Genomic DNA, 13534 nt, shown 5'->3' with positions numbered 1-13534 from the left:
ATTAGCAGCTCTTTTTTTATGCTAAATTTTTAAATTCCTTATTCTTATTTAGTCTAAATAAGTATATTTGCGGCATTAATTTTAAAAGCAAAACCAATGCGCAAAAAATACTTTTTATTAGCACTATTAGTGTCAACATTAGCCTATTCGCAACAATTTAATCAGTTTGCAGAAAATAGTGTTGACGGAATTTTATACGGAGAAGCTCTCTGGATTGATATTGATAACGATGGCCCGAAAGAGCTGTTTGTTACAGGATATGATGAAGACTACAATAATTTTACAGAATTGTATGTTTGGGAAAATGAAGCCTTAGTTTTATCGGAAAATGATTTTGAGGCTTTTGGAACTTCAACAGTGGCTCAATTTGATTATAATTCAGATGGTTATATGGATTTAATTGTTGTAGGAAACGGAGAAGATGACTCAAGTAAAACCAATTTGTATGTTAATAATACAGATGGAACTTTTACAGAAAGCACTTTAATAATTCCTGGAGGAACTACCGGAAGGGTTAAAGCAGCAGATTTAAACAATGATGGTCTTCAAGATTTAATTATTTCAGGTGTTGTTGATTATGAATATGCTACTACATTGTATTTACAAAATACTTTAGGAGAATTTATTGAAACTACAGCACCATTTTTTGGAACTTCTTATGGATCAATAACTATTTTTGATGCAAACGGAGATACATTTGAAGATGTATTAATTACGGGATTTAGTAATAGTTACGCACCAGAAAGTAAACTATATATCAATGATGGGGCAGCAGTTTTTACAGCAAGTACTACCGAGATTGAAGGTGTTTATTTTTCTGGAGCTGCTACTGGTGATGTAGATAACGATGGTGATTTAGATGTATTGATTACAGGTTTTAATACAGGATATAAACCATTTTCTGCAATGTATTTAAATGATTCTAATGGGAATTTTACACCACAAGCTGAAAATGCTGTTTTTAAAGATTTATACTTTGGAACATCAAATCTTGTGGACTATGATAACGATAATGATTTAGATGTATTTATAACAGGAACAGATGTTGATAACAATGTATTTGCTATAATGTACAAAAATAATAATGGTGCATTTACTGAAGAAACAGAAGTTACACAAATATTTCAAGGTAGTTATATTAGCTCAGTGTCGTGGGATGATTTTGATAATGATGGTGATTTAGATGCAGTTGTTACAGGATTAAATAGTGCGATGTCTGCAAAAACTAATGTTTATGAAAATAATTTAGAAACTTTAGGTTTAGATAGCCTTCAAACTATTACTTCAATTAGTGTTTATCCAAACCCAGTAGCTTCAAAAATCACAATCAATACAACACAACCTATTGATGGTGTAAACATGATTGAAGTAAGTGGAAAACATATCGCTATTACAATAGATAGTAACAATCAAATTGATGTGTCTCAATTAGCTGAGGGGACTTATTTTCTTCAAATTCAATCAGGAAATCAAAGTACAGTTCATAAAGTACTTGTTAAAAAATAGTGGGATAAAGTTTGCGTTTTTAGTCTTAATTTTTGTTAAAGTTTTGTTTAAAATAGATGAACAAGCAAAATTTTCAGTATTTTTATAAGGAACAAAAAAAATATTTAGCCTATAAATTAAATCTACTTTTATAACACTTAAATTAAAAACACATGGCTAGAGCAATGTTTGAGTACACCAAAACTATACTTAATAAAGTGAGTTTTGATTCCGTATTGTTCTGTAAAGAAGTACAAAAAGCAGTAAGCAGATTATTGCCTTATGAGGTTGATGAACTTAGAATTTACATTCAATCTCTTGTATTACAGAACCCCGATTTAAATCAATGTATGATTTATTTAAAAACATAAATAAAAAAAAGCAACCTTATTATAAGGTTGCTTTTTTTAGTTATAATTAAGAAGATTAAATTAATTATTGCTTACAAATTGGTTATCACTTAATGTTTTCATAAATGAAATAAGATTAAGTTTTTCTTGTTCTGTAAGTGAAATTCTATTGTTATTATCTTTTAAAATAGGATCTAAATTATCAGCTTCTATAACGCCATCATCTAAATAATCTAAGAGATTTTTTAGAGTCGCAAATTGACCAAAACTACCATAAGGTGCTGTATAATCAATATTTCGTAATGATGGTACACGAAATTTCATATAATCGTCATTTTCACCTGTAACTCTAGCACGACCAGCTTCATCTGTATCTGGGTTTAAAGGAAAACCAATGTTTCTAAAACTTTGATCGGTAAATAACTCGGTACTATGACAACTAATACATTTATCTTGAAAAACTTGATATCCTAAAGCTTCTTCAGTGCTAAAAGTATCGCCTTCATTTCGTTTTACACGATCATATTTACTATTAACAGAAATTAAAGTGTATTCGTACTGTGCGATACTGTTGTAAATTCTATTACCCGTTATATCATAATCTCCAAAAGCATTATAAAATAAATCTATGTAATCTTCATCTTGTTCAATTTTACTAATAACTTCTAAAATAGATGAATCCATTTCTACATGTGTAATAATAGGAACTAGTGGTTGACTTTCTAGTTGGGTTTTATTACCATCCCAATTATAAAATTGCATAAAAGCTAAATTTTGAATAGGAGGTGTATTTCTAAATCCAATGCGACCTTCAATACCAATTGCTCTCGCATTATTATCAGCAAAAGCATTTGCTTGTATATGACAACTTGAGCACGAAATAGTGTTATTTGTACTTAATTGTTTATCAAAAAAAAGTTTTTTACCCAATTCAACACCATATTGTGTAGGTAAATTATCGTAAAAAAAAGTATTTAAATTAGGGAAGTTAACCGGAATATTTAATGCTATTTCAGGGTTGTTATAAGGAACATATTCAACATCGTCTGTATTACAAGATGAAAGTGTTAGTAAAATTAAAAAACTCCTTATTAAATTTTTCATTTAATTGTTTATTAGGCTATAAAAAAAGCTAGTTTTATTTTAGTTAAAACTAGCTTTTAGGTTATGTTTTAGTTTTCTACATTTTCAATAGAGAACATTTCTTTAAGGTTTTCAACAAATATTATCATATTGATAGAAGTATGTACGCTTGGTGTTGCATTTCCATCACCTAGGGTAATGTCTGATGTTCCACTTAATAAAGCATCAAAATCTGCTTTAATTGTAATTACTGGAGCACTATTTCCAACTTTAGCACTTGTAGTTAAATCTAATGTAACTTCTCTGTAAGCATCTACACCTTGGTCTCCATCGTCAGTACTTCCTGTGTGAATAGATAATACGTCGTTAGCAGCACCATAAAAACCTTCAATTTTTGTAAAACGGTATCCTGTTCCCCATTCCCAATGCATTTCAGTATCATTTTCTCCTGCTGCAGCATAAAAATTAGGAAAGCTTTCTTGATCTAAAGTATTTAAGTCAGTTTTTATTCCTAATCCAAATTTTATTTGTGTGTAATCAGCAGTTGGAATGTCATTCAATACATATTGTAATGTTGATATTTCAGCTTGATTAACAACTGTTGCTCCATTATCTAAATCGTTTACATTATAAACAATCTCGTCTCCATTTTCTTTAATAAGACGAATATTGCTAATCACATATTTTAATTCCTCAAAATGGTGTGTTTGTCCTACAGTTGAAGTGTTTTCTGTTGCAACTGCAGATGTAGCGTCTCCTAAAACAATAGTATTGTCTCCAAAAGTGTTGTTAAACTTTAACGTTACATTGTTTGCTACGGGGATGTCATCACTACTGCATGATACGATTGCTAATGCGACTACTGGTAATAAAATATATTTTTTAAAATTTTTCATTTTATATTAATGTTTATTGGTATTGTTTATAAATTTATTTTTAAAGACGTAAAAACGTTACGTCCCATTCTTGGGATATTTCCCCAATCTGCATAGGTACTATAATATTCATTGAATATGTTTTCGGCACCTACCTGAAATACTGTTTTTTTATTTTTAATATAAAAGGTATAATCTGCAGATAAATTCCAGTTTTGATAAGAAGGTGTTTCATCTTCTCCATATTCTGGACTGTAATTATTTTGTTTTAAATCTCCATTAAGAGATGTTAAAAAGCTAAATTTTTTATATGAAAAGTGCAATGACGTTTGGTAACTTAGCGGACGTATAAAGGGTAGGTTATTTAAATTATCATCTAGCCCTTTTGCATAAGTAAGTGTTCCTTTCCAATGCAAATTTTGTAAAATATTATATTTAGCGTTTAATGAAAAGTTAAATAATGTAGCCTGATCTAAAGAGGTATAGCCTTTTACACCAATAGATTGATAGTTCATTGGGCTGCCTAAGCTTAAAATTCTTCCAATAATATAGTTTTTAATATAGAAGTAATTTACTTTAGCTTGAATACTTGCTTTGTTAGTTTTAAAACCAGCACTAGCGTTAATTTCATGAGAAATCTCATTTTTCAAGTTAGGGTTTCCTATATAATCATAACGGTCAAAACTGTTATATATATAGTAGCCATATCCCTCAGAAACTGAAGGTGCTCTGTGTCCATAACCACCACCAATAGAAAAATTATAATTACCTAAATTAAGATTGTAGCCTAAATTTAAACTTGGTAAAAATCGTGTTTTTTCTTGAGGTGCTCCTGGATGAAAAATCCAATTAAACTCAACATACTTAGAGAAGTTGTAATTAACTCCTAATGTACCTCCAAAAGTAATTTGACTTTTATTAGATACATCCCAAGCATTATGTGTTGAAAGTCCAGCATAACGAGTAGTTACCCAAGGCCAACTGTAAGCAAACATGGTGCGCTCGCTTCGGTCTTGTGGATACATACGCATTTCAGCAATAGATAAATTATCGTAGGCGTTTAGCTGTACTTCTGAAGCAAAATTGTCTTTCTTCAAATTCACTTTAGAAACTAATCCGTAAGTAGTACTCCAACCAGGCATATCCATATGTACTAAGTTTTCTGGTCTTGTAGTATCATCCATATAATGCTCTACCGCATTATAATACAATTTGGCGTCCCAAACTTTAACGATACCTTTTTCAAAAAACTTTTTATACGCTACCGATGTGATAAGTGCTCTAGAAAGTGATAGATCCATAGGGAGTGCAGGAAAACCAACATCTTGAGCTTTGTCAAAAATAGCATCAACTCTTAGCGATGATAAATCACCAATTTTGTATGCTAATCCTAACGAAGTGTTGAATTTATTGTATTGCGAGTGATTTACTTCATTGGTATTACCATCAAAATAATTTTCTGCTTTTCTATATGAAACACTTCCTTCAGCTACCAATTTTTCTCCCGAATACGATAGGTTTCCAAGATTGAAAAATTGATTGTTATTAAACTCAACCCCTGTTTGATAGGCTCCATTCCATTTTTTACTAAGTCCAAATGCTGTATTTTTCCTTTTTAAATCAATACTTCCAGCTATAGTTGCGCCATGTAGGCTTCCTGATTGGCCAGATTGAATATCAATTTCCGAAAGGTTATTACTTTCAACATAAGATGTAACAGGATCCATTTTATCTGTACAAGCGCCAAAAATATGCATACCATCTATGGTAATTACAGAACGTTCTGTACTCATATTATTGAGTAAAGGTTCCCACGCATAGGCACCACGTTTAATAAAACTGATATTATCTGAAGACGCTAAAAACTCATCTACAGAAACGGCCATTTTCATGTCGGTCTCTATTTTCTTTTTCTTAGCGGCTATAATTACAACTTCCTCTAATTGTATATCCAAAGTGTCTTTTTGGGTTTGTACAACTTGAGCGTTTGCAAATGTTCCTAATAAAAGGATGATTATTAGTATGCTTTTCATTTATTTAAAATAAAGTGTCAATAAAAAGTTCACCTTTAGCACCTTCTATTCCAGGCGTAATTTCAGTTGAAACTTCTGTTCCTTTTATAGTTTGTCCATTTTCATCCTGAAAGATTAAATTTAAGGTCCAATTTCCTGTCATGGTATAATTTACTACACCGTGATAAAGGCGATCAGTTCCTTGTGTTAAATCTTGATTGTTGGGTGACGAATGGTTTCCCATAGAAGGTTCTGGCATTCTTGGATCTAATAATAATGTGTGATTTTCTACTATTGAATATGAAAACTGTGACGGATCAGGAAAAACTCCTGCCGAATTTGTAGGTTGATTGTATGTATAAATTCCAGCAACCAAATCATTTTGAGCAACACTAGGGCTTTGAGGTGCAACTAGAGCTATAAAATATTGCTCATCGTTGTTACCTGTAAAAGCAGTCATGTTGAGGTTCATGTTGGTTTGTTCTTCAATAGTTATAGGGGTATTAACAGAAAGTGTTTCATTATTATCTGTAACACTAACATATAATTCCCAACTTACTGTTGAATCGCTTTCGTTGGTAAATACAGAATACCCTAAATAATACTCGTTTGTAGTATCATAATTTAAATTAAACTCATGTGGACATGATGTTTTATTACCATTGGCGTCTGTCATTATAGGTAAAAAGGTAACCTCTAAATTTTCTAAATTTTCATTAGTTTGTGTATTTCTAACTTTTAGATGAATCTCGTTATAACCTTTAAAAAACTCCCCATTTAATGCTTCAATAGTAATTTCATAATATCCGTTACTTATAGATGTCACTTCTTCAAACTCAAAATACTCTGTGATTTCAGTGCTTATTTCTGAGTTGTAATCTGTTTTATCTATCGTACAAGAGGTAATTACAACAGAAATTGCAATTACAATAAAATGTAAATGTTTCATTATTTATTGACGGTTTATTAATAAACTGTTTTAAAATATAGCAGTACTAATACTTAGCTAATACTATTAAAAAAATAAAGTATAGCTTAATATTAAACACACATAATGTATGCGTTACCGCTGAAAAATAATTAAGAAACTTACCCACTATAATAAGTTTATAGCTTAGGTATATTACTGTAAATACATAGAGATATTACTTATGATTATTTCTAATTATAAGTGTACAAAGTAGCCTTAAATTAACTAGTATTATTTAGCTAAGTTTATGTAATTATAGCGTTTCTTGTTTTATGAAGACATTAAACAATAGGTGGGTGGAAAATAAAATTTGAATAGTGAAATTTGTAGATCGTATTATTCAAACGATTTATTTTTACAGCTTGTTTTTTTTGAAAAAACAATTGGTAATCTATAGTTGTATTTTGAAAATAAACAAAAGAAAGCTCTACTGTCTTAGATTGATTTTTGTCGTTACTTTTTTCAGAGTTTGAGGCTTTAGCTAACTCTTTTTTAAGATGACATTTTCCATTACATTTTAGCTCAGGAAGATCTTTATTCTCACAGAGTTCATTTTTAATATAATCATAAAAAGCCGCATATTCAAATAAAGGAATTATGGGTTTAATGAATAAAAATAGAGATAATATGAGTGCTGCTGTTTTCAATATTGCAAATATCCATTTATTTTTTAAATAAATGGATGAATAACTTTATTTTTTGTAAAAGAAGAAGTAAGTTAATTTGCAGGTAAAGTAGACGCTAAAGCACAATTTAGTTTATATCTTAACTATTCAATTTAATAGAAAAACTCCAGAAAGAATATTAAAAAAATCGGCGATCTCAAACTCATAGTGTTTAAGGTCGCCATTTTTTTATATGTTATAAAAACTGCGTTTACTATTGTTTTTTAGCAATCGGACTTATTATTTCAACATTTTGAAACGCAATAGCACCTCTAATAATTCCTGAAATAACATCGTGCAACGCATTAATAATTTGCATTTTTAATTCACTTTTATGATAAATAATACTTACTTCTCTTGCAGGAGAAGGCTCCACAAAATGATGCAAGTTTGGTTTTAGGTTATCATTCAAGTCTAAGGTGTGTAGGTAGGGTAAAAGTGTCATTCCTAAACCTTCATTTGATAATTTTATAAGCGTTTCAATACTGCCGCTTTCAATTTGAAAACTATCATCAGATTGATTTTTAAACGTTTTACAAAGGTTAATCACACCATCCCTAAAACAATGTCCGTCTTCAAGAAGTAACATGTCATCAATTTCTAAATCGGTCACTTCAATTTTAGTTTTCTTACTTAACCGGTGAGTTTTTGGAATGTAACCTACAAAAGGTTCGTAGTATAAAACACGTTCTTTAATAGTGCTGTTTTCTAACGGAGTTGCAGCAATAGCGGCATCTAAATGACCGTCACTTATACGAGAAATGATTTCTTCGGTAGTTAATTCTTCTATCTTAAGTTTTACTTTTGGATGCTTTTTAATAAATGCTTTTAAAAACATTGGTAATAAGGTAGGCATCACCGTTGGAATAATTCCAATCTTAAATTCTCCTCCAATAAATCCTTTCTGTTGGTCTACAATATCTTGGATTCGGTCAGATTCATTAACTATATTTTTTGCTTGATCTACAATTTTTTGCCCAACATCTGTCAATTCAATAGGTTTCTTACTACGATCAAAAATTAAAATATCAAGCTCGTCTTCTAACTTTTGAATTTGCGTACTCAACGTGGGTTGAGTCACAAAACATTTTTCGGCAGCTTTTGTAAAATTTTTATATTCAGCAATCGCTAAAACATAATGAAGTTGGGTAATTGTCATAGTTATTCATTTAAACTATAAAAATATAAAAAGTATCAATAAAAACTATATTGTAGAGTGTAATTTATCCCTTAAATTTGTAATAACAATAAACAACATAAAATTATGACATTCAATAGCATTGGTTTAGATACTAAACAGACACAAGAAATAGCAGGAAATTTAAACAGTTTATTAGCTAATTTTCAGATTTACTACCAAAATTTAAGAGGTATTCACTGGAATATTAAAGGGAAACGATTTTTTGATTTACACGTGAAGTTTGAAGAACTTTATACAGATGCAAATGTGAAAGTTGATGAAATTGCTGAACGTATTTTAACTTTAGGTGCAACACCTTTACATACGTTTGAAGATTATACCAAAACGGCAACAGTGCCAGTTGGAAAAAATATTTCTCAAGATGAAAAATCTGTACGTTTAATTGTTGATTCTTTAACTGAATTATTAAAATTAGAGCGTCAGATATTAGAAGCTGCAGGTGAAGCTAATGATGAAGGAACAAACTCAATGATGAGTGATTTTATTACTGAACAAGAAAAAACAATCTGGATGATGAAAGCTTGGTTAGATGAAACTATCTAATTGCTAAATCATTTATATTTTACAAAAAGACTATCTCAAGAGGATGGTCTTTTTTTTGTGATTAATTTTACAGTAATCCGCGCGATTTAATTTCTAAGTATTTATTAATTGTATTTACGGTTAACTCTTCTGGAGCTGTTAAAATACTTTGTATGCCGTGTTTTTGAAGTTCTTTAACCATTAAACGTTTTTCGTAGCTAAATTTTTCGGCAATCGTTTTATGATAAATAGTTTGCACATCTTGAGCATCTGTATTTATTAAATCATCCAATTCGGTGTTTTCAAACAAAATAACCACCAACATATGCTTTTTAGAAATGGCTTGTAAATAAGGTAACTGACGTTTTAAAGCACTAATATGTTCAAAATTTGTATAGAGTAGGAGTAAACTTCTATGTGTAACTTTACGTTTAATTTGCGCATATAATAAGCCGTAATCACTATCTGTAAATTGTGTGGTAACGTTATAAAGTGTTTCTAAAATACGATTTAAATACGTGAGTTTATGAACAGGCGGTAATACGTTTTCTATAGATTTTGAAAACGTAAGCATTCCTACTTTATCATGTTTTTTTAAAGCAACATTACTAAAAGCTAAGGTAGAATTTATAGCGTAATCTAATAGTTTTAATCCGTTAAAAGGCATTTTCATAACACGACCTGTATCAATAATTGAAAATACGGGTTGTGATTTTTCATCCTGATACTGATTCACCATTAACTGACCACGTTTTGCTGTTGCTTTCCAGTTTACGGTTCTAAAATCATCACCATTTACATAATCTTTTATCTGTTCAAATTCTTGAGTATTTCCGATTTTTCGAATCTTTTTTAATCCAAATTGCGTTAAATTGTTGCTTATTGCAAGAAAATCGTATTTCTGCATTTGAATAAACGATGGATAAACTGCCACCATTTGTTCGTTCTGAAATTGGTATTTACGTTTTACAATTTTTAAGCTTGAAGACGCGTAGATATTTAAATTCCCAAACTTATATTCCCCACGTTCTACCGGACGTACATTATAACTAAAATCGTGTGTTTGTGTAGAATTTAAAGTTGTTTTATAAGAAAAATCACGCTTTTGAAATTGTATAGGTAATTCATCAACCACATCTAAAATCACCGAAAACGGATACGCATTAGTTATGGTTATTGGTACCGGATTTTCATCACTATTAGAAAATTTATCGGGTAATAAACGTCTTGCGGTAATAGCGGTTTTAAAACGATATAATAATAAGAGATCTACAAAAAATAACACACCAAGTACGATCACTAATATCCAAGCTATGGCAAACAAAATGGGTAGCCAATACGCCGCTAAAAAGCACAACGATATGATGGCCATATAGACGTAAAACCCAGCGTGGAGATATAATGATTTTATAAATTTCATAAACAGTTTTAACGAGTGTGGTTAAATTTTAACGAGGAATTTCAACAGATTGAACAATCATTTCAATCACTTGCTCGGTAGTCATTCCTTCCATTTCGCGTTCTGGAGTTAAAATAATACGGTGATTTAAAACAGGACTTACTGCTTTTTTTACATCCTCTGGTGTTACAAAATCACGTGCGTTAATTGCAGCAAATGCTTTTGCAGTATTTAAAATAGAAATTGATGCACGTGGTGATCCTCCTAAATATAAATGCGGATGATTTCTTGTTTTGGCAACCAACTGCGCAATGTATTTTATAATTTTTTCTTCAACTAAAACCTCTTGTGTTTTAGCTTTGTATTCGGCTAATTTTGTAGCGTCTAAAACGGTGTTAATTAACGTATCTGGATTTTTACCTTTACGTTGGTGATGGGTTTCTATAATTTGTATTTCTTCTTCTAAAGTTGGGTAATCTACTTTTATTTTGAAGATAAAACGGTCTAATTGTGCTTCTGGTAAGGCGTAAGTTCCTTCTTGCTCAATAGGATTTTGAGTTGCCAATACCATAAAAGGCGTTTCAAATTTATAAGTAGTACCGTCTACGGTTGCCTGACGTTCTTCCATAGTTTCAAACAAAGCGGCTTGTGTTTTTGCTGGGGCTCTGTTAATTTCGTCAATTAAAACAATGTTTGAAAAAATTGGTCCTTTTTTAAATTCAAATTCCGAAGATTTCATATTTAAAATAGACGTTCCTAAAACATCACTTGGCATTAAATCTGGCGTAAACTGAATTCTACTAAAATCTGTTTTTAACACTTTAGCAAACAGTTTTGCGGTTACCGTTTTTGCAATTCCAGGAACACCTTCAATAAGTACATGTCCGTCTGCTAAAAGGGCAACAATTAAAAGTTCAACAAAATTATCTTGTCCTACAATTACTTTGCGAAGTTCTTCTTTTATAGCAATTACAGCATTTTGCAAATCCTCTAATGGGATGCGGCTGTTAAAATCTACTTGGTCTTGGTTTTCCATTTGGTATTGGATTTAAATGTTTCAATTAAGCGATTAAGTCGTTCTAGCTCTACAGTTTTAAGTTTTCTGTCTTCACTACAACTCGTAATTACATTAAATAATGTTTGGGTGTCTTCAACCGAATTATTACTTCGTGCTGCCAGATTTTTTATAAATTCGGTATCAATAGTATTTGTGTTGAGGTACAATTGTGTACGAATAAACTCTAACAAATGCTGAATTTTATGTTGTGCAATATCGTGATGTTTCCCTTTTTCGTAATACATATTAGCGATGGTTCGGGTAAAATCAATAGTTTTATTTTTTAGAGGTTCTACTATTGGAATAGCGCGTTGTTTTCGTTTTCCTTCAAAAATAACATAGAAAAACACTCCAATAAGCATCATATAATAGGCCCATTTAAGCGTTTTATTATTCAGTAGAATAAATAAAGGTGAGGTGAAAAATGGCTTTCCGGCTTTGTAATAATTGTCAAAATAAATAGGTTGACTATCATCAATATAAGATAATAATCCGGCCGTGTAATTTTTGTTTTGTGACTCTAAAATAAAGTAATTAGTAAATGCCTGCGGAAAATTACTTAATATAATTTGTCCTTCTCCAAAGGGTTGACGTATAGCATTGGCATGTGCAGTTTCAATACCTAACGGATATTCTTTATTATCAGAAACACTAATAATTGAAGTTTTTAAAGTATCTATTTTATCAAAATAAGTAAGAAAATCTGCTTTTTCATAGCTAACAATAGTCGTATCTAAATTTTTGTTTTTCAGCTTAAAAATATAATCACCATCATAGTTATCAAAACTATTTACGGTAGATGTTTCAAGATTTAAGGTGTCTAAAACATTAGATTCAAAACCTGAAGAGGCTACAAATAGCGTGTTTCCTTTAGCGGTCCATTCTAAAAGTATATCAAATTCTTCGGCACCAAAACTCACTTGGTTATTTACAAAAAGATAAGTTCCGTTAATGTCATTATCATTTAAAAACTCATACGGCGGTCGCTCAACATCAATAACATTGTCTTTACCAAACAGGCGTTCTAATTGTTCGTAAAATACAAACGTACCAAACGGAATTTTATGTTTTTTTACGTATGATGGAAACCAGTTAATTTCTTGAGGTTTAGAGTTTTCTAAAACCACAATACTAATAACTGCAATGATAACTAGGGCGATATATAGTTTGCCGCGTTTGCTCAAGATTTTAAGATGGTTTTATCTAGTTTGTGAAAGGCTGTTTTTAAGCTTTCAAATTTTATTTCATCAATTTCAAATTCGCCATACCATACATAATCGTAAATTTTTGTGATGGCTTTAAAGTCGGTTTTTAAAGTGGCGGTTTCAATTTCAGAAATATAATCGGTGTTTGTTTTTTGTTGTTGCCACAGAATTAATTCTTTATCGGTTAATGATTTTAACGATAATAAGTAATAATATCTAATGGCTAAACGGAAATTTTGTTGTGCTATCGCCTCTAAAATTAAAGCGTTTATATCTTCGTTTTTAATAATGTGTTCGTCTTCTGTAAATTTTACGGTTGCCGATTTTTGTTTTCCAGAAATGATAGATCTAGAGTTGACTTTTAAAAAGAATTTTACTAGAAAAAACAATAATATGGCTAAGATAATATAGGGGACAATATTGAAAATAAAATATAAAATTCCGCCAACATTTCCTACACCAAAAAGGGCTTCAAGGACTCTTTGAATTACGTTTCTTAACCATCTTTTAATGTTATCAATAATGGTGTTATCAGCAACGTCTTCATTATAATTAAAAGCTTCATCGTTTTTATAACTCTCTAAATCGTCTTCGGTAATTTGTTGTACATGCAGCGGTGTATCGTCATACTTTACGGTAAGCGAATCTTGTTGTGCAAACGACAATGAAGATAATAAAACGAGTATTAAAAAGACTTTTATAGCGTGCAT

The 13534-nt window shown here is 30.6% G+C and carries 13 protein-coding genes; 3 read left to right on the top strand and 10 right to left on the bottom strand.

The window, feature by feature from the left end; all coding sequences use genetic code 11:
• The first annotated feature begins 96 nt into the window (after nucleotides 1-96).
• Both ACU4C5_RS00575 and ACU4C5_RS00570 read left to right on the top strand, forming a co-directional pair.
• Complete coding sequence (locus tag ACU4C5_RS00575; RefSeq protein ID WP_446845105.1) at nucleotides 97-1506, top strand: T9SS type A sorting domain-containing protein; 1410 nt, start codon at nucleotides 97-99, stop codon at nucleotides 1504-1506.
• 152 nt (nucleotides 1507-1658) lie between these two features.
• Entirely contained in the window at nucleotides 1659-1856 is a 198-nt protein-coding gene (locus tag ACU4C5_RS00570; protein WP_446845104.1) for a hypothetical protein, read from the top strand.
• Between the two features lie 60 nt (nucleotides 1857-1916).
• Here ACU4C5_RS00570 and ACU4C5_RS00565 read toward each other — a convergent pair whose 3' ends face one another.
• The 6 genes from ACU4C5_RS00565 to ACU4C5_RS00540 all read right to left on the bottom strand — a co-directional run bounded on the left by ACU4C5_RS00565 (nucleotide 1917) and on the right by ACU4C5_RS00540 (nucleotide 8599).
• Nucleotides 1917-2939, bottom strand: coding sequence for a cytochrome-c peroxidase (locus tag ACU4C5_RS00565; RefSeq protein WP_446845103.1), 1023 nt, complete (start codon nucleotides 2937-2939; stop codon nucleotides 1917-1919).
• 68 nt (nucleotides 2940-3007) lie between these two features.
• The gene (locus ACU4C5_RS00560; protein ID WP_446845102.1) at nucleotides 3008-3814 is read right to left on the bottom strand and encodes an MbnP family protein; all 807 of its coding nucleotides are present in this window, start codon (nucleotides 3812-3814) and stop codon (nucleotides 3008-3010) included.
• 26 nt (nucleotides 3815-3840) lie between these two features.
• A complete protein-coding gene (locus ACU4C5_RS00555; RefSeq protein ID WP_446845101.1) occupies nucleotides 3841-5826 on the bottom strand; it encodes a TonB-dependent receptor plug domain-containing protein in 1986 nt (661 codons plus the stop codon).
• Between the two features lie 4 nt (nucleotides 5827-5830).
• Nucleotides 5831-6754: a hypothetical protein gene (locus ACU4C5_RS00550; RefSeq protein WP_446845100.1), complete on the bottom strand. Its 924-nt coding sequence runs from the start codon at nucleotides 6752-6754 to the stop codon at nucleotides 5831-5833.
• A 302-nt stretch (nucleotides 6755-7056) separates the two neighbouring features.
• On the bottom strand, nucleotides 7057-7422 hold the full coding sequence (locus ACU4C5_RS00545; protein ID WP_446845099.1) for a hypothetical protein: 366 nt from the start codon (nucleotides 7420-7422) through the stop codon (nucleotides 7057-7059).
• 232 nt (nucleotides 7423-7654) lie between these two features.
• A complete protein-coding gene (locus ACU4C5_RS00540; RefSeq protein WP_446845098.1) occupies nucleotides 7655-8599 on the bottom strand; it encodes a LysR substrate-binding domain-containing protein in 945 nt (314 codons plus the stop codon).
• Between the two features lie 105 nt (nucleotides 8600-8704).
• On the opposite strand from ACU4C5_RS00540, the gene ACU4C5_RS00535 reads away from it, so the two are divergent.
• On the top strand, nucleotides 8705-9184 hold the full coding sequence (locus tag ACU4C5_RS00535; RefSeq protein ID WP_446845097.1) for a Dps family protein: 480 nt from the start codon (nucleotides 8705-8707) through the stop codon (nucleotides 9182-9184).
• A gap of 67 nt (nucleotides 9185-9251) precedes the next feature.
• Here the strand turns inward: ACU4C5_RS00535 and ACU4C5_RS00530 are convergent, their stop codons facing one another.
• From ACU4C5_RS00530 to ACU4C5_RS00515, 4 genes are read right to left on the bottom strand one after another with little or no spacing between them, the layout of a single operon-like run.
• A complete protein-coding gene (locus ACU4C5_RS00530; protein WP_446845096.1) occupies nucleotides 9252-10583 on the bottom strand; it encodes a DUF58 domain-containing protein in 1332 nt (443 codons plus the stop codon).
• A gap of 28 nt (nucleotides 10584-10611) precedes the next feature.
• The gene (locus tag ACU4C5_RS00525; RefSeq protein ID WP_446845095.1) at nucleotides 10612-11598 is read right to left on the bottom strand and encodes an AAA family ATPase; all 987 of its coding nucleotides are present in this window, start codon (nucleotides 11596-11598) and stop codon (nucleotides 10612-10614) included.
• Complete coding sequence (locus tag ACU4C5_RS00520) at nucleotides 11577-12803, bottom strand: DUF4350 domain-containing protein (RefSeq protein ID WP_446845094.1); 1227 nt, start codon at nucleotides 12801-12803, stop codon at nucleotides 11577-11579. Before ACU4C5_RS00520 ends, ACU4C5_RS00525 begins: the two co-directional genes overlap by 22 nt.
• Complete coding sequence (locus ACU4C5_RS00515; RefSeq protein ID WP_446845093.1) at nucleotides 12800-13534, bottom strand: DUF4129 domain-containing protein; 735 nt, start codon at nucleotides 13532-13534, stop codon at nucleotides 12800-12802. Before ACU4C5_RS00515 ends, ACU4C5_RS00520 begins: the two co-directional genes overlap by 4 nt.

This window comes from Lacinutrix undariae (genome assembly GCF_052934785.1).
This window is presented reverse-complemented; position numbering and strand designations above follow the sequence as displayed.